The organism is Arthrobacter sp. Soil_C_49 (genome assembly GCF_057656635.1).
In genome coordinates, this window is sequence record NZ_JBDGJZ010000001.1 from 190,432 (window position 1) to 214,538 (window position 24,107).

The 24,107-nt window shown below is 63.3% G+C and carries 17 protein-coding genes and 1 tRNA gene; 9 read left to right on the forward strand and 9 right to left on the reverse strand.

The genetic code is table 11. The features are described from left to right. The first annotated feature begins 1 nt into the window (after window position 1). The 6 genes from trpB to pyk all read left to right on the forward strand — a co-directional run bounded on the left by trpB (window position 2) and on the right by pyk (window position 11,195). Complete coding sequence (trpB, locus tag AC3A4Z_RS00890) at window positions 2–1,330, forward strand: tryptophan synthase subunit beta (RefSeq protein ID WP_498709415.1); 1,329 nt, start codon at window positions 2–4, stop codon at window positions 1,328–1,330. After that, complete coding sequence (gene trpA, locus AC3A4Z_RS00895; protein ID WP_498709417.1) at window positions 1,327–2,154, forward strand: tryptophan synthase subunit alpha; 828 nt, start codon at window positions 1,327–1,329, stop codon at window positions 2,152–2,154. Before trpB ends, trpA begins: the two co-directional genes overlap by 4 nt. 3 nt (window positions 2,155–2,157) lie before the next feature. After that, window positions 2,158–3,312, forward strand: a complete 1,155-nt coding sequence (gene lgt / locus AC3A4Z_RS00900; RefSeq protein ID WP_498709418.1) for a prolipoprotein diacylglyceryl transferase — start codon at window positions 2,158–2,160, stop codon at window positions 3,310–3,312. 264 nt (window positions 3,313–3,576) lie between these two features. Beyond that, a complete protein-coding gene (gene gltB, locus AC3A4Z_RS00905; protein WP_498709421.1) occupies window positions 3,577–8,190 on the forward strand; it encodes a glutamate synthase large subunit in 4,614 nt (1,537 codons plus the stop codon). Beyond that, window positions 8,183–9,640, forward strand: a complete 1,458-nt coding sequence (locus tag AC3A4Z_RS00910; protein WP_498709423.1) for a glutamate synthase subunit beta — start codon at window positions 8,183–8,185, stop codon at window positions 9,638–9,640. The genes gltB and AC3A4Z_RS00910 overlap by 8 nt, the downstream gene beginning before the upstream one ends. Window positions 9,641–9,704: 64 nt before the next feature. Next, window positions 9,705–11,195 carry a pyruvate kinase gene (gene pyk / locus AC3A4Z_RS00915; protein WP_493971504.1) on the forward strand — a complete coding sequence of 497 codons (1,491 nt, stop codon included), beginning with the start codon at window positions 9,705–9,707 and terminating at the stop codon, window positions 11,193–11,195. Between the two features lie 142 nt (window positions 11,196–11,337). On the opposite strand, the gene AC3A4Z_RS00920 is transcribed toward pyk, so the two are convergent. Beyond that, window positions 11,338–11,943, reverse strand: a complete 606-nt coding sequence (locus AC3A4Z_RS00920; protein ID WP_050055425.1) for an ANTAR domain-containing response regulator — start codon at window positions 11,941–11,943, stop codon at window positions 11,338–11,340. Between the two features lie 204 nt (window positions 11,944–12,147). Here AC3A4Z_RS00920 and AC3A4Z_RS00925 point away from each other — a divergent pair. Both AC3A4Z_RS00925 and AC3A4Z_RS00930 read left to right on the forward strand, forming a co-directional pair. Then, a tRNA-Leu gene (locus AC3A4Z_RS00925) sits at window positions 12,148–12,229 on the forward strand. Between the two features lie 956 nt (window positions 12,230–13,185). Then, window positions 13,186–13,497 (forward strand): hypothetical protein, encoded by a 312-nt coding sequence (locus AC3A4Z_RS00930; protein ID WP_498709425.1) that lies wholly within the window; start codon window positions 13,186–13,188, stop codon window positions 13,495–13,497. Between the two features lie 132 nt (window positions 13,498–13,629). On the opposite strand, the gene AC3A4Z_RS00935 is transcribed toward AC3A4Z_RS00930, so the two are convergent. From AC3A4Z_RS00935 to AC3A4Z_RS00970, 8 genes are all read right to left on the reverse strand, one after another. Next, window positions 13,630–14,067 (reverse strand): nuclear transport factor 2 family protein, encoded by a 438-nt coding sequence (locus AC3A4Z_RS00935; RefSeq protein WP_498709426.1) that lies wholly within the window; start codon window positions 14,065–14,067, stop codon window positions 13,630–13,632. Between the two features lie 141 nt (window positions 14,068–14,208). Then, entirely contained in the window at window positions 14,209–14,973 is a 765-nt protein-coding gene (locus AC3A4Z_RS00940; protein WP_498709427.1) for an SDR family NAD(P)-dependent oxidoreductase, read from the reverse strand. Window positions 14,974–15,031: 58 nt separating this feature from the next. After that, the gene (locus tag AC3A4Z_RS00945) at window positions 15,032–16,048 is read right to left on the reverse strand and encodes an ABC transporter permease (protein WP_498709428.1); all 1,017 of its coding nucleotides are present in this window, start codon (window positions 16,046–16,048) and stop codon (window positions 15,032–15,034) included. Then, entirely contained in the window at window positions 16,045–17,613 is a 1,569-nt protein-coding gene (locus AC3A4Z_RS00950; RefSeq protein ID WP_498709429.1) for a sugar ABC transporter ATP-binding protein, read from the reverse strand. The genes AC3A4Z_RS00945 and AC3A4Z_RS00950 overlap by 4 nt, the downstream gene beginning before the upstream one ends. A gap of 81 nt (window positions 17,614–17,694) precedes the next feature. Further along, a complete protein-coding gene (locus AC3A4Z_RS00955; protein ID WP_498709431.1) occupies window positions 17,695–18,792 on the reverse strand; it encodes a sugar ABC transporter substrate-binding protein in 1,098 nt (365 codons plus the stop codon). Between the two features lie 181 nt (window positions 18,793–18,973). Then, entirely contained in the window at window positions 18,974–20,059 is a 1,086-nt protein-coding gene (locus AC3A4Z_RS00960; RefSeq protein ID WP_498709433.1) for a sugar ABC transporter substrate-binding protein, read from the reverse strand. 751 nt (window positions 20,060–20,810) lie between these two features. Then, on the reverse strand, window positions 20,811–22,262 hold the full coding sequence (locus AC3A4Z_RS00965; RefSeq protein WP_498709434.1) for an MFS transporter: 1,452 nt from the start codon (window positions 22,260–22,262) through the stop codon (window positions 20,811–20,813). Between the two features lie 281 nt (window positions 22,263–22,543). Next, window positions 22,544–23,590, reverse strand: coding sequence for an AraC family transcriptional regulator (locus tag AC3A4Z_RS00970; RefSeq protein WP_498709435.1), 1,047 nt, complete (start codon window positions 23,588–23,590; stop codon window positions 22,544–22,546). 325 nt (window positions 23,591–23,915) lie between these two features. On the opposite strand from AC3A4Z_RS00970, the gene AC3A4Z_RS00975 reads away from it, so the two are divergent. Continuing rightward, the gene (locus tag AC3A4Z_RS00975; protein ID WP_498709436.1) at window positions 23,916–24,065 is read left to right on the forward strand and encodes a hypothetical protein; all 150 of its coding nucleotides are present in this window, start codon (window positions 23,916–23,918) and stop codon (window positions 24,063–24,065) included. Window positions 24,066–24,107: the final 42 nt, after the last annotated feature.

Consider the following 24,107-nt stretch of genomic DNA (forward strand, 5'->3'; position numbering starts at 1 on the left):
GATGGCCGACGCACCCTCAGGAAACGCTGACAACAAGGCCGCGGAAGCATTCCTGCAGGGCGGCTCCCTGAAACACGCCCCGGGGCCGTACTTCGGCAGCTACGGGGGGCGCTGGATGCCCGAGTCCCTCATCGCCGCCCTGGACGAGCTCGAAGAGACGTTCGACAAGGCCAAGGACGATCCCGACTTCCGGGCCCAGGTCGCTGACCTGAACAAAAACTACTCCGGCCGTCCATCGTTGCTGACCGAGGCCAAGCGCTTCTCCCAGCACGCAGGGGGAGTCCGGATCTTCCTCAAGCGCGAGGACCTGAACCACACCGGTTCGCACAAGATCAACAACGTCCTGGGCCAGGCGCTGCTCGCCAAGCGCATGGGCAAGACCCGCGTGATTGCCGAGACCGGCGCGGGCCAGCACGGCGTGGCCAGCGCCACCGCCGCCGCCCTGATGGGCCTGGAGTGCGTGGTGTACATGGGCGCCGAAGACTGCCGCCGCCAGGCGCTGAACGTTGCCCGGATGGAGCTCCTGGGCGCCACCGTCATCCCCGTGACCAGCGGCTCGCAGACCCTCAAGGACGCCATCAACGAGGCCTTGCGGGACTGGGTGGCCAACGTGGACAACACCCACTACCTCCTGGGCACCGCCGCCGGCGCCCACCCGTTCCCGGCGATGGTCCGCTACTTCCACGAGGTGATCGGCGAGGAAGCACGCGCCCAGATCCTGGACCAGGAAGGCCGGCTCCCGGACGCCGTCTGCGCCTGCATCGGCGGCGGCTCCAACGCCATCGGCATCTTCCACGGCTTCCTGGACGACCCGTCCGTGAAGATCTACGGGTTCGAAGCAGGCGGCGACGGCGTGGAAACAGGCCGCCACGCGGCCACCATCACGCTGGGCAAGCCGGGCGTCCTGCACGGCGCCCGCTCGTACCTCATGCAGGACGACGACGGCCAGACCATCGAGTCCCACTCCATCTCCGCCGGCCTCGACTACCCCGGCGTCGGTCCGGAGCACTCCTACCTGTCGGACATCGGCCGGGTCAGCTACGAACCCATCACCGACAGCGAAGCCATGGAAGCGTTCCGCCTTCTCTGCCGCACCGAAGGAATCATCCCCGCCATCGAATCCGCGCACGCCCTGGCCGGCGCCATCAAGGTGGGGCAGCGGCTTGCTGCTGAAGCCGCCGAGGCCGGTGGGACCGCGCAGGACAAGATCGTGATCGTGAACCTCTCGGGCCGCGGGGACAAGGATGTGGCCACCGCCGCTGAATGGTTCGATCTGTTGGATAAGAATTCCGCCGAGTCTGAAATCGGCAAAGAGGGGGAGCAGCTGTGAGCACCGCACAGACCACCAGCAAGTCGGCCGCGGCCATCGACAAGGCACGCGCCGAAGGCCGCTCCGCCCTGATCGGCTACCTTCCCGCCGGATACCCGAGCGTGGAGGAGACCATCGCCGCAGGTATCGCCCTGGCCGAGAACGGCGCCGACCTGATCGAAATCGGCATCCCGTACTCGGACCCCGTGATGGACGGCCAGGTCATACAGGCTGCCACCACCGAGGCCCTGGCCAACGGCTTCCACGTCCGTCAGGTCTTTGACGTGGTGGCCGGCATCACCAGCAAAACCGATGCCGCCGTCCTGGTGATGACCTACTGGAACCCCGTAGTCCGGATGGGCGTGGACGAGTTCTCCCGGCGCCTGTCCGAAGCGGGCGGCGCCGGCCTCATCACCCCGGACCTCATCCCTGACGAGGCTGCCGAGTGGATGGAAGCCTCAGACAAGTACGGCCTGGACCGGGTGTTCCTCGTGGCGCCGTCCTCCACCACCGAGCGGATGCAGCGCACCGTGGATGCCAGCCGCGGCTTTGTCTACGCCGTATCCATCATGGGTGTCACCGGCGCCCGGACCTCCGTCAGCACTGCTGCCAAGGACGTGGTGGCCGCAGCGCATGCCGCCGGCGCCGAGCGAGTGTGCGTGGGACTGGGCGTCTCCAATGCCGAACAGGTCCGCGAGATCGCCGCCTACGCGGAAGGCGTGATCGTGGGCACCGCGCTGGTGGCCGCCATCCGCGACGGCGGCGTGGACGCCGTTGCCGCTCTCACCAAGGACCTCAGCACTGGCCTGACCCGGGAAACCGGCCTGACCAGGGAAGAAGCCTAATCCATGCAGACGCTCCTTCAGGCGGCGGCCCTGGTGCCGGCGAGCATTCCCAGCCCGGACTGGTCCGGGTTCGATATTCCCCTGCCCTGGGGAGCGCTGCGCATCCACGCCTACGCCCTGTGCATCCTGGCGGGCATCGTGGTGGGCCTGTGGCTCACGTCGGTCCGCTGGGCCAAGCGCGGCGCGCCTGAAGGCAGTGTCTGGGACATCGTGGTGTGGGCCATCCCGTTCGGTATCATCGGCGGCCGGCTCTACCACGTGGTGTCCTCGCCGGACGCCTACTTCGGCCCCGGCTTCGACGGCACCGGCGACCTCTCCCTGATCCCGCAGATCCAGCGCGGCGGCCTGGGCATCTGGGGCGCCGTGGTCCTGGGCGTGGTGGGTGCGTGGATCGGCTGCCGCCGTTCCGGCGTCAAGCTCAGTGCGTTCCTGGACGCCGCCGCCCCCGGGCTGCTGCTCGCCCAGGCCGTGGGCCGGTGGGGCAATTACTTTAACCAGGAACTCTTCGGCGGGCCCACCACGCTGCCCTGGGGGCTGCAGATCGACGCGGACAACCCCAACTTCCCCGCCGGAGTGGCCGCGGACACCCTGTTCCACCCCACGTTCCTGTACGAATCGCTGTGGAACCTGGCCGGCGTCGCCATCCTGCTCGCCCTGGACCGGAAGTTCAACTTCCGCCGCAGCAGGCTGTTCTGGCTCTACGCCATGTACTACACACTGGGCCGCGTTTGGATCGAAGCCATGCGCATCGACGATGCGGAGCAGATCTCGTTGTTCGGCATCACCACCCGGCTGAATGTCTGGACCAGCATCTTCGTTTTCCTCGCTGCACTGGCGGCGTTCATCCTGCTGGGATTGAAGAAGAGGACCGAGCCGGACACGGTGTATCTGCCGGGCCGGGAACCTGCGGAAAAACAGGGCGGGGAAGCCGTAACAGGCAGCGAGTATTCGGTCCGTGATACGGACCCTGTTGTCTCAGATAGTGAATCGCGTGATAATCTCCCTGATAACCAGAGCGGTTCCAGGTCCGATTCCGTCCCCGCGGAAAAGGCCTCGGCAGCACCGGCCGGCGTCAAGCCGGAACAGGATGCAACGTCTGCCGGACATTCCGGCAGTACAGCCACAGGAGCCGCACCGGAGGCCGGCACCAGCAAGTAAACCGCCGGCCCAAAAGGGCAGCAGAGCCACCGCTCGAAGCTCCCGAAAACCACAGTGTCGTGGCATGGGGCCAAATCTGTACAGCATAGAGCTGCTGTCAGGTGAAGCCCTGGGCAGGGGCCTGCGTAACCGTTAGTTCAGCAGGCCGGGCTGACCTACAATTTCCAGTAAGTAACACTTTGTTGTGCCCATGTGAGCGGCGCCCGACGAGTGGGGCCAACGGTGTCCCTTCCATACGCACGATCAGGAGGAAGGACGTCTCCCATGACCCAAACTCTTCACACTCCCAGCTGGTCTGAACCGGATCAGCCTGAGACTGCCATGTCGCCGTTCAAGCGCTTCGCGGCCTTGCCGGAGGCCAGCGGGTTGTACAACCCCGAGCAGGAGAAGGACGCCTGCGGTCTTGCGATTATCGCCACCCTCCGCGGCGAACCCGGCTACGACATCGTCGACGCCGCCCTCACCGCCCTGCGCAACCTCGAGCACCGCGGTGCCGTGGGTGCGGACGAAGGCACCGGTGACGGCGCAGGCCTCCTCATGCAGATCCCGGATGAGTTCTTCCGTGCTGTCACCGAGTTCGAACTTCCCGCCCCCGGGCAGTACGTTGCGGGTACCGCGTTCCTGCCCGCGGAGCAGCGCGAAGCCGACGCCGCGAAGGCCGGCATCGAAGGCCTGGCGGCTGACGAGGGCCTGAAGGTCCTCGGCTGGCGCGAAGTGCCCATCGTGGCCGACCTCGTCGGTGCCATGGCGCGCGCCTGCATGCCCTACTTCTCCCAGCCCTTCCTGGCATCAGCCACCGGCGAGGAACTGGACCGCAACGAGCTGGACTCGCGCGCCTGGCGGATCCGCAAGCGTGCCCAGAACAAGTTCGGCGTGTACTTCCCGTCGCTGTCCTCACGGACCATCGTCTACAAGGGCATGCTCACCACCGCGCAGCTGGAGCCGTTCTACCCGGACCTCTCCGACAAGCGGTTCAAGACCAAGCTGGCGATCGTCCACTCGCGCTTCTCCACCAACACCTTCCCGTCCTGGCCGCTGGCCCAGCCATTCCGCACCATCGCCCACAACGGTGAAATCAACACCGTCAAGGGCAACCGGAACTGGATGCGCGCCCGCCAGTCCCAGCTTGCCAACCCGCTGCTGGGGGACTCGCCGGAAGAGCTGTACCCGATCTGCACCCCGGGTGCCTCCGATTCCGCTTCCTTCGATGAGGTAGCCGAGCTGCTCTGGCTCTCCGGCCGCCCCATCACGCACTCGATCATGATGATGATCCCCGAGGCCTGGGAAAACCACGCCACCATGGATCCGGCACGGCGTGCGTTCTACGAGTACCACTCCCTGCTGATGGAGCCGTGGGACGGCCCCGCAGCTGTTTCCTTCACGGACGGCAACCTCGTGGGCGCCACCCTGGACCGCAACGGCCTGCGCCCCGGGCGTTTCTGGATCACCGAGGACGGCCTGATCGTCTTCGCCTCCGAGGTGGGCGTGATCGACGTCGAGCCCTCCAAGGTGGTCAAGAAGGGCCGTGTGTCCCCGGGCAAGATGTTCCTGGTGGACACCGAAGCCGGCCGCATCATCGACGATGAAGAGGTCAAGGCTGAAGTTGCCGCCGCCAACCCGTGGGCGGAGTGGGTCAAGGACAACCTGATCGACCTCAACGAGCTTCCCGAGCGCGAGCACGTAGTCCACACCGCCGCGTCCGTGAACATCCGCCAGCGGACCTTCGGCTACACCACCGAGGAACTGAAGATCCTGCTGGGCCCGATGGCCCGCACCGGTGCCGAGCCCCTCGGCGCCATGGGCTCGGACACCCCGGTGGCCGTGCTGTCTAAGCGCCCCCGGCTGCTCTTCGACTACTTCGTGCAGTCCTTCGCGCAGGTGACCAACCCGCCGCTGGACGCCATCCGTGAAGAACTCGTCACGTCGCTGACCTGTGCCATCGGACCCAACGGCAACCTCCTGGACACCAAGCAGGTCCGCCAGCCCCAGGTCCAGCTGCCGTTCCCGGTGATCAACAACGACCAGCTCGCCAAGATCGCCAACATCGAGGACGCCGACGGCAACCGCGTGGCCATGAAGGTCCGCGGCCTGTACCGCCCCGAAGGCGGCGAGAACGCGCTCCGTGCCCGGCTGACCGAAATCTGCGAACAGGTTTCCGGCGCCATCAACCGCGGCGTGCAGTACATCGTGCTGTCCGACCGCGACTCCAACGCACAGTGGGCCCCCATCCCGTCACTGCTGCTCGTCAGTGCCGTCCACCACCACCTGCTCCGCAGCGCCAACCGCACCAAAACCGCCCTGGTGGTCGAGGCCGGCGACGTCCGCGAGACGCACCACGTGGCCGTGCTCATCGGCTACGGCGCATCCGCCGTCAACCCGTACCTGGCCATGGAATCCGTGGAACAGCTGATCGCTGCCGGCGACGTCACCGGGGTCACCCCGCAGGACGGCGTCTACAACCTGATCAAGGGCCTGGGCAAGGGCGTCCTGAAGATCATGTCCAAGATGGGCATCTCCACTGTTGCGTCCTACACCGGCGCGCAGACGTTCGAGGCGCTGGGCCTGGGACAGGAGCTGGTGGACGAATTCTTCGCGGGCACGCACTCCCAGCTGGGCGGCGTGGGCCTGGACGTCATCGCGGCCGAAGTTTCCGCGCGGCACCAGATGGCCTACCCCGAGGGCGGCATCGAGCAGCCCCACCGCCCCCTGCTGGGCGGCGGTGAGTACCAGTGGCGCCGCGACGGCGAGCCGCACCTGTTCAACCCGGAGACCGTGTTTCGGCTGCAGCACGCCACGCGTGAGCGCCGCTACGACATCTTCAAGGCGTACACCAAGGGCGTGGACGACCAGTCCCAGAACCTGATGACCCTGCGCGGTCTGCTCAAGTTCAAGAACGAGCGCCCCGCGGTTCCGCTCGAGGAAGTGGAGCCCGTCTCCAGCATCGTCAAGCGGTTCTCCACGGGTGCCATGAGCTACGGCTCCATCTCCCAGGAGGCCCACGAGACGCTGGCCATCGCCATGAACCAGCTGGGCGGCAAGTCCAACACGGGTGAAGGCGGCGAGGACGTGGACCGCCTCCTCGACCCCAAGCGCCGTTCCGCGGTCAAGCAGATCGCCTCGGGCCGCTTCGGCGTCACCAGCCTCTACCTGACCAACGCCGACGACATCCAGATCAAGATGGCGCAGGGCGCAAAGCCCGGCGAAGGCGGCCAGCTCATGGCGCAGAAGGTCTACCCCTGGGTGGCCCGGACGCGGCACTCGACGCCCGGCGTCGGACTCATCTCCCCGCCCCCGCACCACGACATCTACTCCATCGAGGACCTGGCGCAGCTGATCTACGATGCCAAGCGCGCCAACCCCTCGGCACGCGTGCACGTCAAGCTCGTCTCCGAGGTGGGGATCGGCACGGTGGCGTCGGGCGTGACCAAGGCGAAGGCCGACGTTGTGCTCGTTTCCGGCCACGACGGCGGAACCGGCGCCTCGCCGCTGAACTCGCTCAAGCACGCCGGTGTCCCGTGGGAGCTCGGCCTGGCCGAGACCCAGCAGACGCTGATGCTCAACGGCCTGCGCGACCGCGTGGTGGTGCAGGTGGACGGCCAGCTCAAGACCGGCCGCGACGTTGTCATCGCCGCGCTGCTGGGCGGTGAAGAGTTCGGTTTCGCCACCGCGCCGCTGGTGGTGGAAGGCTGCATCATGATGCGCGTCTGCCACCTGGACACCTGCCCCGTGGGTGTGGCCACCCAGAACCCGGAACTGCGGGCACGCTTCAGCGGCAAGCCCGAGTTCGTGGTCAACTTCTTCGAGTTCCTTGCCGAGGAAGTCCGCGAGATTCTGGCCGAGCTGGGCTTCCGCAGCCTTGAAGAGGCCATCGGCCACGCCGAGGTCCTCGACGCCCGCGAGGCGGTCAACCACTGGAAGGCCGACGGCCTGGACCTGGATCCCATCCTGCACGGGCTGGAGTTCGACGACGACGCCCCGTTGCGCAACATGACCGGCCAGAACCACGAGCTGGACAAGCACTTCGACCAGCGGCTCATCACCATGGCCACCGAGGCCCTGACGGACCGCAGCCCGGTGAAGATCTCCGTTGACGTGATCAACACGGACCGTTCCGTGGGCACCATGCTGGGGCACGTGGTCACCAAGACGTTCGGCACGGACGTCCTGGCCACGGACACCATTGATGTGACCCTGAGCGGTACCGCCGGCCAGTCCCTGGGCGCCTTCCTGCCTGCGGGCATCACCCTGCGGCTGTTCGGCGACTCGAACGACTACGTGGGCAAGGGCCTCTCCGGCGGCCGCATCATCGTCCGGCCGGACCGCACCAACGTGTTCAAGGCCGAGACGAACGTCATTGCCGGCAACGTGATCGGCTACGGCGCCACCAGCGGCGAGATGTTCCTGCGCGGCCAGGTGGGCGAACGCTTCCTGGTCCGCAACTCCGGCGCCACCGCCGTCGTCGAAGGCATCGGCGACCACGGCTGCGAGTACATGACCGGCGGCCAGACGCTGATCATCGGCCGCACCGGGCGCAACTTCGGTGCCGGCATGTCCGGCGGCACCGCCTACGTCCTGGACCTGGACACTGCCAAGGTCAACAAGGACGCCCTGCAGTCCGGTGAACTCCAGCTCCGCGAGCTGGACGCCGAGGACCGCGACATCGTGCACGGCCTCCTGGTCAAGCATGTTGAAGAAACTGACTCCCAGCTGGCGGCGCGCCTCCTCGAGAACTTCGATGACACCGCTGCCCGCATTACCAAGGTGCTGCCGCGGGACTACGCGGCTGTGCTGCAAACCCGCCTCGACGCCATTGAAGAGGGCCTGGACCCCGACGGCGAAGAAGTGTGGTCTCGAATCCTGGAGGTAACCGGTGGCTGATCCACGCGGATTTTTGAAAGTACGTCAGCGTGAAACCCAGCCGCGCCGTCCCGTTCCCGTCCGCATCATGGACTGGAAGGAAGTGTACGAGGCACAGGAAAAGGGCACGCTGAAGGCCCAGGCCGGCCGCTGCATGGACTGTGGCGTCCCGTTCTGCCACCAGGGCTGCCCGCTGGGCAACCTCATTCCCGAGTGGAACGACCTCATGTGGCGGGACAAGGGCGAGGAAGCGATTGAGCGGCTCCACGCCACCAACAACTTCCCGGAGTTCACCGGCCGGCTGTGCCCCGCTCCGTGCGAGGCGTCCTGCGTGCTGGGCATCAACCAGCCCGCCGTCACCATCAAGCAGGTGGAAGTCTCCATCATCGACGAAGCGTGGGACAACGGCTGGGTCAACCCCCTGCCGCCGGCACGCCTGACCGGTAAGACCGTTGCCGTCGTCGGCTCCGGCCCTGCCGGCCTGGCCGTGGCGCAGCAGCTGACCCGCGTGGGCCACACCGTTGCCGTGTACGAGCGTGACGACAAGATCGGCGGCCTGCTGCGGTACGGCATCCCCGATTTCAAGATGGAAAAAGAGCAGGTTGACCGCCGCATCGAGCAGATGAAGTCGGAAGGTACCCGCTTCCGCACCGGTGTTAACGTGGGCACGGACGTGACCTGGGAGCAGCTGCGCAGGCGCTACGACGCCGTCGTGGTCTGCACCGGTGCCACCGTGCCGCGCGACTTGCCCATCCCGGGCCGTGACCTGAACGGCGTCCACTTCGCCATGGATTACCTGGTGCCGGCCAACCGCGTGGTTGCGGGGGAGCAGATTGAGGACCAGATCCACGCGCAGGGCAAGCACGTGGTGATCCTGGGCGGCGGGGACACCGGAGCGGACTGCCTCGGCACCGCCCACCGCCACGGCGCTGCCTCGGTGACCACCCTCGCCATCGGCAAGCAGCCGCCGGCGGAGCGCGCCACCCACCAGCCCTGGCCGACATTCCCCACGCTGTTCGAAGTTGCCAGCGCTCATGAGGAAGGCGGCGAGCGGACCTACCTCGCCTCCACCGTGGAGTTCGTGGGCGAAAACGGCAAGCTGACCGGCGTCAAGGTTGCCGAGACGGAATTCGTGGACGGCAAGCGCCTGCCCAAGGCCGGGACGGAGCGGATCATCCCTGCCGACCTGGTGTTCCTGTCCCTGGGCTTCACCGGTGCGGAGCCTGCGGGCATCACCGAACAGGTGCACGCCGAGTTCGACGGCCGCGGCAATGTGTCCCGCGACGGCTACTACATGACCAACACCGAGGGTGTCTTCGTGGCCGGCGACGCGGGCCGCGGACAGTCCCTGATTGTGTGGGCCATCGCCGAAGGACGCGCCGCTGCCGCAGCCGTGGACAAGTACCTGATGGGCAGCACCATCCTGCCCGCACCCGTGGCGCCGACTGACCGGGCCATCGCCGTCCTGTAGAGCTGCACCAAGGGTTCACCTCTTCGACAACTTAACCAATGCAAGAGACCAATAGGGTAGGTATATGAGACGCGCAAAAATTGTGGCTACGTTCGGCCCGGCAATTGCCAGCTATGAAAACACCCTCGCGGTGCTGGAAGCCGGTGTTGACGTTGCCCGTATGAACATGAGCCACGGCGACTACACCGTGCATGACAACACCTACGAAAACGTCCGGAAGGCAGCCGCCGATCTTGGCAAAGCTGTCGCCATCATGGCCGACCTGCAGGGACCGAAGATCCGCCTGGGCCGGTTCGTTGACGGCCCGCACGCCCTCGCCGTCGGTGACACCTTCACCATCACCACCGAGGACGTTCCCGGCACCAAGGACATCTGCTCCACCACGCTGAAGAGCCTCACCGAGGACGTCAATGTGGGAGACGCGCTGCTGATCGACGACGGCAAGGTGGCCCTGCGTGCCACGGCCGTCGACGACGTCAAGGTTGTCGCCGAGGTGACCGTCGGTGGCATGGTGTCCAACAACAAGGGCATCAACCTTCCGGGTGTGGCTGTCAACGTCCCCGCACTGAGCGAAAAGGATGAGGACGACCTCCGCTGGGCCATGCGCCGCGGCGTTGACCTGGTGGCACTGTCCTTCGTGCGTGACGCCTCCGACATCCGGCGCGTCCACGAGATCATGGACGAAGAAGGCCGCCGCGTGCCGGTGATCGCCAAGATCGAAAAGCCCCAGGCCGTGGAGCAGCTGCCCGAGATCATCGACGCGTTCGACGCCATCATGGTGGCCCGTGGCGACCTTGGTGTGGAGCTCCCGCTCGAGGAAGTGCCGATCGTGCAGAAGCGCGCCATCGAACTGGCCCGCCGCTGGGCTAAGCCAGTCATCGTGGCAACCCAGGTGCTGGAATCCATGATCGACAACCCGCGCCCCACCCGTGCCGAGGCATCCGACTGCGCCAACGCGGTGCTTGATGGTGCCGACGCCGTAATGCTGTCGGGTGAGACCAGCGTGGGCAAGTACCCGATCGAAACCGTTAAGGTGATGGCCCGGATCATCGAATCCACCGAGGTTCACGGCCTGGAGCGCGTCCCCCCGCTGGGCACCAAGCCCAAGACCCGCGGCGGCGCCATCACCCGTGCCGCCGTCGAAATCGCCGACCAGCTGGACGCCAAGTACATCTGTGCTTTCACCCAGTCCGGCGACTCGGCACGCCGCCTGTCCCGCCTGCGCCCGATCAAGCCCGTCTTCGCGTTCACCCCGGTGGAGCAGGTCTGGAACCAGCTCGCGCTGACCTGGGGCATCCAGCCGGTGCTGGTGCAGATGGTGGACCACACTGACGCCATGACCGCGCAGGTTGACCGCAGCCTCATGGAGATGGAACTGGTCCAGGACGGTGACCTGGTGGTCATCGCCGCCGGTTCCCCTCCCGGAAAAGCCGGCTCCACCAACTCGCTGAAGGTGCACAAGGTGGGCGACCTCGCCGACTCCACCCGCGCCGGTGAAGTCACGAGCAACAAGGAAAAGCTCGGCCCCTGGCCGGAAAAGAAGAAGAAGGCCTAGGCTTTCTGAGATACGCAAAAGGACCCCCGCCGGTTGGCGGGGGTCCTTTTGCTTGTTCTTCGGGTGTTTGGCCCTGCTGGTGGTGGCGGGTGACGGGAGCCCGGCAGGTCGCCGTCGTACGTTACCTGCCGGGCAGCCGAAGTTAGTTGACCTGGTTGATGATGGTCTCGGCCACTTCGCGCATGCTCAGGCGGCGGTCCATGGAGGTCTTCTGGATCCAGCGGAAGGCCTCGGGCTCGGTGAGGCCCATCTTGGTGGTAAGCAGGCTCTTGGCGCGCTCGACGAGCTTGCGGGTGGCGAACTGCTCCTGGAGGTCGGAGACTTCGCTTTCGAGTGCCTTGATCTCCTCGTGGCGGGAGAGCGCGATTTCCAGAGCCGGGATGAGGTCCGCGGGGGTGAAGGGCTTCACTACGTAGGCCATGGCGCCGGCGTCGCGGGCGCGCTCCACGAGTTCCTTCTGGCTGAAAGCGGTCAGCAGGACCACAGGGGCGATACGGGCCTTGACGATCTTTTCGGCTGCGGAGATGCCGTCCATGACGGGCATCTTGACGTCCATCAGGACCAGGTCCGGCTTCAGTTCCTCGGCCAGCTGGACGGCCTTCTCGCCGTTGTCTGCTTCGCCGATGACGTCATAGCCTTCGCCGCGCAGGATTTCGATGATGTCGAGGCGGATGAGGGTTTCATCCTCGGCCACAATGACGCGGCGCGCCGGCTGGGACGATGGTTTTGACTCCGTCTGTTCAGTCACGGGATCTCCTTGGAAAGGTACGGCGGGGACATCACTATCTTAGGTGTGCGCCCGCTCCAGTACTTGATCTGCATGGTCGGTTGCGGCGTCGGCGGCGCGATTCTGGAATTCAGCCTATCTGCATGTAGAGTAATTCCGCGTACGTGAAGCGATCGCGTTGCTCACAATCAGCTGTGGGCGTACTCTTTGCTTCGTGTAATCCGCGCCCGAGTGGCGGAATTGGCAGACGCGCCGCACTCAAAATGCGGTATCGAAAGGTGTGTGGGTTCGAGTCCCACCTCGGGCACAGTAGATCCCCTCGTCAGAGGGGTTTTTGCTTTGACGTGTTGACATGGCTTGTGGTGGCGTCCCTCTGACGCTAGGTGCGCAGCCTGTGGCTTGGCTTGCGCTGAGCCTGTTCAGGTGTGTGGGGTGGCGGGGTCAGGACCTTGGCTGGGGGTCTTCCGCCTGCTATGGCGCGGCTATATGGTTCCTCGTTCCGGTTCTGTCGGGTTGGTCGGGGGTGGCCAACACCTATTCATGGTCCTGGGTGGCGGACACAACATGACATCACCGACTTTGGTACGAAATTCTTCTTGAAGGGCTCCTCGAAGACGTTACGGGAGCTGCGGCTGGACGCTTTGTCCTGCCAAAGGGGGTGTGGACACTGTCCACACTTACGTCTGCTTTATAGGAGTCCCATGGTGGCGCTGGAGCGCGGAAGGCGTTGAGAATCACGAGCGGTATGTAGCGCTCTGACTGCGCTGGGCAAGTCCCAGGAACAGAAGACCTTGGTCGTCCCAAAATTGTGGGGAGCGGGGCGCCTTCACTTGGAGTGAACTCGACCTGCCACCGTGAACCGCTGGGACAGGTGGCGGATCGTGGCAATGCTCCCGCCCCGTAACCGACTCAGTTAAACGTGTAGCTTCGCTCCCGTTTCGGGCCGAAACAGAAGTGTTAGATTTCGATCCTATGGCCGCATGCAGATGTCAGCTTTGGGTGTTCCCTAAGTGGACTTGGACCAGTGCTGCTCAGAGCGAATGCTACCCAATGCTCTACATCGTCTTTTAGGATTCGCCCGTGTGCCCTCGGCACCGCTCCCTGTGGCACAAGCGTTCCGTACTATACGTCGAGTTGCCGGATCAGTCGGATGCTTCAAGCTTTGTGCGGTAGGCGAGGGTTAGAGCTAGAGCCGGTTGAGGCTTCCTATACATGCAACAGGGAATCTCTTCCCGGCCGTGAGCATCCATCGTCAATGCGCTCATGAGCATCCGCATTGGCTTCGGCCGAAATGTGTCGGATGTGCTTGCGGTCATGGCGTCCTGCCAGAACTCAATTTCTATAGGTGAAACGGCATACAGCTGCCAACTGGGGTTGTCTTGGCCATCGTCCCCGGCCTGCCACACCAATCCGCAGCAGAAGCTTTACAACATTCCCGAGGAGCCAGACCTGTCGGCCCCAGTTGCGCCCCCGCTCGAAGTGTTTTCAAAGGACCCCAGCCACATGGAGGTAGCCATGTTTATCCTCGAGTTTCGCAAGAACACCGACATCGCCATCCTCGACATCGACATGTAAAACAATCGCAGGGACTACCGAACCGGCGGTTCTGTAGCCCCTGCGCAACTCTTCGTTTTCTTGCTGTGATAGTCAGTTTGGAGAATACTCGTCGCTTTTGTTCCTGCATGCACTACGTCTTACCAAGATGTCTCAGTATCGTTTGGAAGACGCCCTGAGGCTCACCCTGGGACTTGCGCTGGTCTCGGAGTTTGCCACTCGCGAAGAAAACTTCCACTCTCCCTCGACTCGGCGGAACGTATCGACATAGGTGCCAATCGCCGCGAGGATAGGAGCGCCGTCGACAATCTTGAAAAACTGGAAGTAGGCGGTTCCGAAAGCTTTGTCTCCGTCAATCGCCACGTCGATGTTTGAGACGTAGTGCTTGGCTTCGACGCCGTTGGGAAGCTGCAGCTCTTCGCTCAGAATGCGAAGGTCGTGGTGCCCGCTGCGCGGCCCGAGACGGGGGATCTCGAAAGATCCGTCCGGGGTGAACAGCGACACCCACTCGTCATGCTGATTCAGATCCCGGGTCGAGGCGAAACGGGAACAGAGACGGTGAATCGCCCACATGTCGTCAGCGTATGTCATATCAAGTCCTTCGTCAGGCTATGGATAGGGGAGGCGCGTCCCGTAGTATCTGGGAGTTAGCGGTAAACGTTGCGATTGTCATCGAGCAATCGAAGCGAGAGTCATCGACTGATGCCCCGCTGATTTAGTGAGAAAGTGGCCTCACTGAGATATAAATCCGCCGTCGATTACCAGCTCAGTTCCGGTGATGAACTTCGCCTCATCCGATGCAAGGTAGAGCATGCCGTACGCGATGTCGGAGGCCTCCCCGGCGTGGGGCGGCAAAGGAACAGTTCCGGGGTTGGCCAGCGTTTCCCTGGTGAACCCGTAACCACGGGTCAGGCCGGTGTCGATCGGACCGGGATGCACCGAGTTTACCCGGATGCTGTCCTTTGCGAACCACTGGGCAGCGTGCTTTGTCAGGGACCGGACCGCACCCTTCGAGGCGGAATATGCCGCGCCGCCGCCGTCCCCGGCGCCACCACCGATAATCCCGGCGATCGACGAGACGTTCACGACGGAACCGTGGCCGGCGGCCTGCATGGTGGGGATTACACTCTTCATCCCGAGCCAGGGTCCGGTGGCGTTGATGGCCATGACCTTGTTCCAGTCCTCCAGCCCGGCGTCGAGAATACCCTTTGGCAGGGCAATGCCAGCATTGTTGATCAGGATGTCGATCGTGCCCCACTCCGCCAGGACGTCATCAACCACACGATTCCAGTCCTCAACGGAAGAGACGTCGTGAGTGCGGGCGATTGCCTCGCCACCGTCAGCCGTAACTTCATCGACCGCCTGCTGCAGTGCCTCCGCGGAGATGTCCGTAGCCGCTACCCGGGCCCCTTCGGCCACGAAGAGCTTGAGGGCGGAGAGCCCCAGTCCGCTGGCTGCACCCGTAATGATGGCGACCTTGCCGGCCAATCGTGACATATTCTTATTCCTTCTCTGATAGGGGATTCTTCAGCAAAGCCATCATTGTCGCGGCAGGTCAGGCTTCTCCTGAGCGTTTCCGTGACCGGGTGTAGGCGTCGAGGGATACGGCGGCGAGTACGATCACGCCGAGGGCGACCTCTTGTGTTGCTTGCGGGAATGCGAGGATGTCGAAGACGTTGTTGATGGTTCCGAAGATCAGGATGCCGACGAGGGTTCGCCACATGGCGCCTTCTCCTCCGAGCAGTGAAGTTCCGCCGATGATAACGATCGCGATGGAGTTGAGTGTGACTCCGACGGCTACGCCTGGCTGTCCGACGCCGATGACCGACCCCAGGACGATTCCCGCGAGTGCGGCGAGCATAGCGGTCAGCACGTAGGTACTTGCGCGCAGTGAGGTTACGGGCAGTCCGGCCAGCCGGGCGGCTTCGTTGTTGCCGCCGATTGCGTAGATTCCCCGGCCGTAGACGGTTTTGGAAAGTGCGAACCATCCTGCTGCGACGAGGACCGCTAGAAGCCAGACGGAGAGCGGGGCTCCGAGGAAGTCCTGATCCGCCAGAAAATCGTAGCCGCCCGTTGCCATGGAAACCGGTTTGGAGTTTGTGTACAGCAAGGTCAGGCCGCTGAATAATGAAGCGGTCGCGAGAGTTGCGATAAACGCGTTCACTTTCGCTTTTGTGATGAGGAGGGCATTGATCAGGCCGAGGAGGAATCCGATCGCCAGCGTGATGAGTATCGCCGGCCCCGCAGGCATCATGTGGGACAGCGTTGCGTAGGACACTCCACCGATAGCCAGGACGGCGGCGACCGAAAGGTCGAAGCCTCCTGCGATGATGATGAACGTCATCCCTACCGCGATAATGCCGACGGGGGCGTTCTGGGTCAGGATGTTGACCAGGTTTCCCGGGTTGAGGAACCGGGGATTGAGGATGATTGCCGTGATGACGAGGATGATGAGCACCCAGACCATCCCGAGGCTTGCTGCTCTCTCCCGCAGGTTGACCTTTTTGCCTGCTGTCACAGCAGGAATAACGGTTCGTTCCGGGGTGGTATCCCGGTCGATGGTGGCGCTCATGCGTGCTCCTTCAATCCAAATGCTGCTTGCAGTACGTCTTCCATGGCGATCTGCTGATCGCCGGTCCGCTCAAGGAGCCCCATGCTGCGGCCCTTGGCAATGACGAGCACCCGATCGGACACCGCCAGCACTTCTTCAAGCTCGGACGAGACCATGATCACGGCAACGCCTTCGGCCGCCATCAGGCGTAACGTTTCCAGGAGCTCGCCCTTGGCGCCGACGTCGATGCCGCGTGTGGGCTCGTCGGCGAGGAGCACGCGGGGTCGGTCGTACAACCACCGTGCCATCAGCAACTTCTGCTGATTGCCGCCGGAGAACCTGTCGCTGCGTTCACCTAATCGGGCTACCGGGAAGTTCAGCCTGGAGGCTGCCTCGGCGACCATGGCACGGAGTTTCCTTCGCCCGATCACGCCGCCGGTTGATGCGGAACCAAGGTTGGAGAGGGCGATGTTGTCCGCGGCGCTGCGGAGCAGGACGAGCCCTTCTCCTTTGCGGTCCTCGGGGATCAAACCGATTCCGAGTTTGCGCGCGGCCCGCACAGTCCGCGGCCAAGCGGACCCGGCACCAGCCAAGCGCATGGTTCCCCGCGCGGTGGGTTCCGCGCCAGCGATCGCCCGCAGCAATGTAGAGCGGCCAGAACCCACCAGACCGGCGATGCCCAGTATTTCCCCGGGCTTCACTTCCAGATCGATATCTTCAATGGCTCCCGGAACGGTGAGCCCAACCACCTCAAGAATCGGGGCAACGGCCGGTTCGACGGGTCTCGAGTGCATTTCCACGGGCTTGTCCAGGAGAACCCGGCTCAGCGTCTGGTCACCCCGCTGGTCACCGAGCATTGCGCGCACGAGTTCGGCCCGGGATTTCTCCGCACGCCTGCTCGTGGTGATGGCACGGCCGTTCCGGAAGACCGTTATCCAGTCGGCGAGCCGTTCAATCTCGTCGAAGTTGTGGCTCACGATCACGATGGTGACACCGCGCTTGCGTAACCCTTCGATCGCCTTGTAGAGCGCCTCCCGTTCCTCGACGGCAAGCGAGGCGCTGGGCTCATCAAAGAGGATGACGCGCGGATCGATGACCAGGGACCGCATGATCTCAAGCAGCTGCTGCTCGGCCACCGAGAGGGAGCCAACGGGAACGCCGGCAGGTATGACCCGGACGTCCAGCTCAGTACATAGCTGTTCGTAGCGGCGGCGCATTTCGCGGCTCGAGAGAACGCCGAACCGGGCCAGGTCGGATCCAAGAAATACATTCGCTGTTGCATCCAGATGCGGGATGATCGTCAGTTCCTGATAGATGGCCGAGACGCCGCTCCGGCGTGCAGCGCGAAGGTTTCCCGGTTCAAGCGGTTCACCGAAGACTTCGACGACACCTCCGTCAAAGTCAACGCGGCCGGCGATCGCACCCAATGCCGTGGACTTTCCCGCTCCGTTCTCGCCAATCAGTGCATGTACTGTTCCTTCGTGGATCTCGACGTCCACGTCGATCAATGCACGGGTGGCGCCATAGGTCTTCGATACCGCTTTAAGCGCGACGGCGATAGCCGGGTCCGACTGCGAAGGCTCCATTGTCAGTTCTACTTTCTGTACTGGGCCGGGGCGGCGTTCGGGGGAACGCCGCCCCAGCCCAAGGCGGGCTGAACTGCGGTGTTAGCGCAGCTCAGCGGGCAGTTCTGTGATGGTTTCCTTCGTGACCACAAAGGGATTCTTCGCGGTGCCAATGACGGAGTCATCCACAAAGCGGGAGCCGGCATCCCCGCGTTGCGCGGCGGCGATGGAGTTGAGGTTTGCCTTCATCTGGTTGTAGGGGAAGAGCATTGTGGAGAGCTGGACGTTGCCGGCTTCCAATTGTTGGAGCTGGAATTTGCCGAAACCGACGTCCGCGACGTGGATCTTTTCGGAAAGACCGGCGTCTTTTCCAGCCTGGATGACGCCTTGGGTGAGGTCGGGAGAGGACGCCGACAGGATGAGGGTGGTGTCCGGATGCCCCTGCAGGTATGTCTGGGTCTTGTTGTACGCGTCAGTCGTCGCCCAGTCGGTGTAAATCGTGTCCACGGAATAGTCGGTGTTGTCCGTCGTGAGCTTTGCCAGTGCGGCTTCTGTGACGCGCGTCTGGGTGTTGACCGCCGGGCCAAGAACCGCCACCACTTTCTGCTTGCCCGGGTTAGCCTTTGCCGCGGCTGCCAACCATCCGTCGACGTAATCGCGGGTGGTGTTGCTGCCCACGAAATTCAACGTGCCCGGAACCCAGACTTCGTCAACCGACTTACCGCTCTGATCTGTGCCGTCATCGCACAGGGGTGAGCCCGAAATCGACGTTAGGATATTGGCCTTCGCGAAATCCTCGGTGAGGAGCTTGCAGGACATCACCCCGTCGAGGGCCATTACTACCGCGGCGTCGAAGTTTCCGGATGTCATCGCTGTCTGCATTTGGTTGAGCTGTTTGTTCGGGTCATAGCCTGCGTCGAACAGGGTCAGGTCCATACCGAGATCCTTCGCAGTCTCCTTCGCCGCCCGCTCCTGCTCCAGCCCGAACTCATTGGCGACACCCGGGATGAAAACAGCGACCTTGAGGCCCTGGTCTGTCTTCAGGTTCACCTTCGTGTCATTGCCGACGTCGATGGCGACTGTGCCGGCTGGACCCTGATTGCCCGGGTTGCCGCTGCTGTTTCCCGCGCAGCCGGCCAAGGCGAGCAGTACTGCTGTGGATCCCGCAGCCAGCATTGCCCGCGACTTCGTTGTACGCATAATTCTCCTGAGTGCTCGTTCCGGTGCCGTCGGCGGTCCGGATGTAGGTGATGTGTCGCGGGCTTCTTTGCTTCGCGATCGTGAAGTGGATAGCCGACGCTACTTGGGGAGTGGCAGCGCGCCGACGGGGGTAACGTGCCGTGAACGTCGTTCAAGCGCCCCTCCGATGGGCCCTGTGGGGCTAGCGCAGTCCGGGGGGAAGTTCGGAGATCGTGTCCTTCGTGAGGGTGAAGGGATTCTTCGCAGTGCCAATGACCGAGTCATCCACAAAACGAGGGCCGGCATCCCCGCGTTGGGCTGCCGCGATGGCCTCGAGGGATACCTTTATCCCGTTGTAAGGGAAAAAGAGCGTTGAGAACTGGATGTTTCCCGCCTCGATCTGTTCAATCGAAAACTCGCCGAAACCCTGGTCCACGATGTGGATTTTGCCGAGAAGGCCGGCGTCGTCTACGGCTTCAATGATGCCCCGAGAGATATCCGGCGTGTACATGGACAGGAGGAGGGTGGTGTCCGGGTGACCTTGTAGATAGGTCTGGGTCTCGTTGAACGTGCCGGTCGTTGTGTAGTCGGTGTAGACCTTGTCCACCGTGTAGTCAGGGTTGTCCTTCGCGAACTTGGCCAGGGCAACCTCAATGACGCGCGTTTGCGCGGCGACTGCGGGACCAAGAACAGCAACTACCTTCTGCTTGCCGGGGTTCGCCTCGGCCGCAGCGGCAAACCAGCCATCGATGTAGGCGCGGGTGTTGTTGCTGCCGACGAAGTTCATGGTGCCCGGCGCCCAGACCTCCTCAACCGATGTACCGGTCTGATTGATGCCCTGTTCGCACAACGGCGTGACGTTGTTGACCACCAGAATGTTGGCCTTGGGGTAATCCTCGGTGATGGTCTTGCACACCACCGTGCCGTCGAGCGCCTGCACCACGGCGGCGTCGTAGTCCCCGGATGCCAGCGCCGTCTGCATCTGGTTGAGCTGTTGGCTCGGGTCGTAGCTCCCGTCGAACAAGGTCATCTCCATGCCGAGTTCCTTGGCTGTCTCCTTCGCCGCAAGCTCCTGGGCCTGCCCGTATGCATTGGCCACGCCCGGGATGAATACGGCGACCTTGAGGTTCGGGCTGGTCTTCAGATTGACCTTCATGTTATTGCCGACATCGATAGCAACCGTGTCCGCGGTTATTTGACTGTTCGCGCTTTCAGCGCAACCAGCCAGAGCCAGCAGCACCGCCGTCGATCCAGCAGCCAACATCATTCGCGACTTCGTTGTTCGCATTTTTGCTCCTCGAGTTTCTTTCGCATGCTGTGAAGCGTGCGCCCCTGGCCTCCCATGTATCCGGCCGGCGCCGTTGACGACCGGAATGCGGGGTGCTCGCCGCCAGCTTCTTTGCTTGGCGATCTTGGTGGGTGCTATGCCGACGGTACGTGTGCACAAGGCAGCACGTCAATAGAAAAGTTACACTATTTGTGAAGAGCTCTCGTGATGCGATACTTTAGATCGATTCAATCGGGGAAAAGCCAGTGATGCATTACTGCTGCTGACGCTCTCCTTGACGTGTACTCACCCCCGTTGTTAGATCGGCGGGAACTTCACCTTCGGGTTCCGGCGGTCTCCCATTTATAGGTCATCCAGACCTCGAAACCGTCGGCTCTGCTGATCAGCCGACGCTGGTTCACGCCGTCCGCTGCAAGCCAAAGGATCCCGTCGTCGCCCGTAACAGCGTCAACAATCCCTGTGCGGACAAATTGGCCATATTGCCTTATTTGCACTGCTTCCCCGACTAGGGGAAGCCAGTCATCCTGCTTGTGGTAGGTCATTGGGTGTCCGTTTGATCGTGTTTTTCTGCCGCGGCTGCCCCCCGCCCAAAAGAGCAGCGGGCGGCGGGCGGAGCCCTGAATATCGGTTGCCCACGCGCCCGCGAGGCCGGTGAGCAACCCGCGGTTATGAATGCGCGAACTGCTCACCGGCCCCAGGCAACAGGGCCCGCCTCCTGGAGGCACGCCGCCAGGATCAGCCTTAGGTCCTTCTAGTGGCCGGCAACATGGACCTTCGTGGGATCGGTCTCTGTGTCGACTGCATGAAGATCGGTGATGCGCTTGGGTGCCAGCAACGCCCAGACGATCACGAAGACAGCGATGATCACCGCCGATGCGATGTAGATGCCGGCAAACGTCGCCTGCGGGATGAATCCGTCGGCGCCGGGGACGAGCACGTTCAAGATAATTGCGACGGCGATCATCGCTCCGACGAACTGGATGATGTTTTGCATGCCAACGGTCACCGCCATGTTGTCCTGGCGTCCGGCGGCTGCAACGAGGGTGTACCCGGTGGTCAGGCAGCTGAGGATCGTGAGCGCGTACAGGAACACCCACAACCAGGACAGCCACACATGGCCGTGGGCCAGGGCGAGTCCGAGGAAGACGAGGACCGCAGCGGATCCGGAAATGACCAGGACGGTCTTCGGTCCCAGGCGCCGAAGGCCCCATCGGGTCCAGAGATATCCCAGTCCCGCCCCGGGAATCATGGCGAGGAGCACGTAAGAGGAGTCCAGGGCAGAGAGGCCGTGGCCGTACCCGGACGAAGCCGGGGTCTGCAGCCATGCCGGCAGCACGATGAAGATACCCTGGCCAACCAGGCTTATCAGGAGGATTCCGGAGTAGCCGATAAGCGTTTGGCGGATATCCATGTTGCGGAATGACACCAGGGGCTCCTGGGTGCGTCGCTGCTGAATGATCCAGGCAGCCAGTGTCACGGCGCTGACGATGAATGTCCCGAGCACCAGCGGTGAGGTCCAGCCTTGGCCGGGGCCTTCAGCAATTCCGACCAGGAGTGCCGTGACCCACACGCCGAGCCCCAATGCGCCGAACCAGTCCAGCTGCACCACAGCGCGGGCGGCAAGGGGCGTCTCAGGTGAGATCAGCGCGAGGATCAGCATGAGCCCGTACAACGCGAAGGTCACCCAGAAGACGGTCTCCCAGGGCAGACCCAGTCCAACGATGAGGCCGCCGGCAATAAGTGCAAGCGGTGTGAGAACTGCCATTACCGTCGAGAGCACCAGCGAGACCAGGCGGATCTGCCGGGCCGTCGCGCGTGGACGCAGGAGCCCCCAGCTCAGGGGAATGGTGACCGCGAGGCCCATCAGGAATCGGCCCGCGACCAGAGGCCAGAAGCCGTTGGCGGTTGCACCCAGGGCGCATCCCACCAGTGCCAGGACGATCAGCGCGATGAGGACTTTGCGATGCCCGAAGATGTCACCCATACGGGCGGTCAGGCTGACGGAAATCACACTGCCCATCATCAGCGCGTTGAGGACCCAACCGATTTCCGAGCCCGTCAGCCCTGACTCAGTCGCGATGACTCCGATGAGTGGAGCCAGGATTCCGTACTGGATGTCGAGCGTTATGCCGCTCAGCAGGAGCAGGGCAATTATCGGTGTGCTTCGGCCGGTGCGGGACTCGACCGCTATTGTTTGTGTCATCTTTGACTACCTTTTGTTTTTACCCAGCAGCCGCTGGGGTCGTTGCTGACTGCGGAGAGCAGTGCATGAGATCGGAGGGACTCGGCGCGCATCATTGGGTCGATGTGCCGACGTCGTCGACGCCATACGTTGTGTTCCCCGGAAGAATCCGGCTTCTTTGCCGGGCTTGTGCAGGCTTCAACGTTAAGTTGGGCCGGCCCCCGTCCGGCACGGCATTCAACGCCGTTCACATGGGAAAGTACGCCAAGGTGCGTCAGGGTTGGGAGGACGCGGTGGCAGGCTTAAGCTCTGGATTTGGCGTTGGTTTTGTAGTGGGAAGCTTCCCGGTAGGCCGACGGCGGCATCCCCTTCCACCGCTTAAATGCAATGGTGAAGCTGGCCGGCTCTGTGTAACCAAGTTTGCGCGATATCCGCGCCACCGAAAGATCCGTGTTCGAGAGCAAATCGGCGGCGAGGTCGCTCAAAGCCTTGTCCCGGAGCTGGGCGAAGTCGTCCCCAGTGAGTTCGAGCTTGCGTTGCAGGGTCCGGGGGGAAACCCGAAGTGTTGCGGCCACATTTGCCAGTTTGCGGTTGAGCTCGGGGGCCGCCCTTATGGTTTTCGCTACAGTGTCGGCCCAGTCTCCTGTCGCCTTGAGAGTGTCCACAATCTGGGTATCCGCTTTAATCCATGCCGCGTGCTGAAAGGCGTTACCGAACGGAAGTTCCTGCGCTGACGTTGCCGGGTCCCACCATAACCGCAGCGTTTCGGCGCCGCAGTCGATGCTGCCCGGGACGTTCGCCGAAAGTTCGGGGGAAGCTTCTGCGAGAGGAAATTCAATCCGGGTGAAGGGAAAGGGGCTGCCGTAGAGCCAGGTGAAATTCCGGGCAATGAAACAAAGGTCGCGGTAAACGCTGAACGGGACCAACTCTTCCGGGGCATCTGGGTAAGTGAACTCCATGCCGGTTACCGCGCCGTCCGGTGTCCTCAGCGATGCCAGCTCGAACAGGGCAGGGCCGTAGTCCGTGGTACTTGCAACGTCTACCCATGCCTCAATGGTCGGCGCAGTAGCCAGCGCCAATCCTCTAACCCCAAAGGAGCCCAGTGAGTAGGCACGCGCGGCCCGCACCCAGAGATCGACACGGTCTTGTGTGAGACCAACGAACTGAAGTTGGAAAGCCAGCTCCTTCCTCGCAGGAATAGTGCCTCCGGGCCGGTTCACCGCATCGGGATCTATTTCCGCATTCGCCAGCGCGGTCTGCCAATCCAGGTCCGCATCCTCAAGCAGTCCACGCAGTATGTGAACGCTGAAGTTTGGTACCCGCAGGTTCTGATAGGTTCCGCCTTTCACCCTTGCCACCTTCTGGCGCAGGCATGGCGGAGCGCCTCAGTAAGTTCAGGACCGGTTCGGGGATGCATCGCTCTCCTCGTCTTTGTGGAGGGACGGGCCCCTGCTCGAAAGCGCGACGGCAATCCGAGTATCAGAAGGCTCGTGCAGTACGTCAGTAGCTTTGCACCCCCGGCGGGCCACCAACACACAAGCGGTCACGTTTGGCGCAGTTTCCCATCTACTTGGCGTCCCTTGTCATGCCGGTCCAGCGCGGCAGGCTCTTAACGTTGAAGCTGAACAAGGCTCCGCAGTGGAGCCGAACAACGCAAAAAGGAGAGGGAACGAGATGACACGCGAAGAAGCCTTCACACTTTGCCCTTCCGACTCCTACGTGGAGCTCTACGGCAACCAGTGGCTCATTGTTCCGTTTGCACCGGTCGCGCAGCCGCAGTTCTTTGTCTGCGCACCGGGCCAACGCAATGGGCAAGCACGGTAATTGACCCTGCGTTCGTAGCTTTGGCCGCAAGGCCTATGGGGA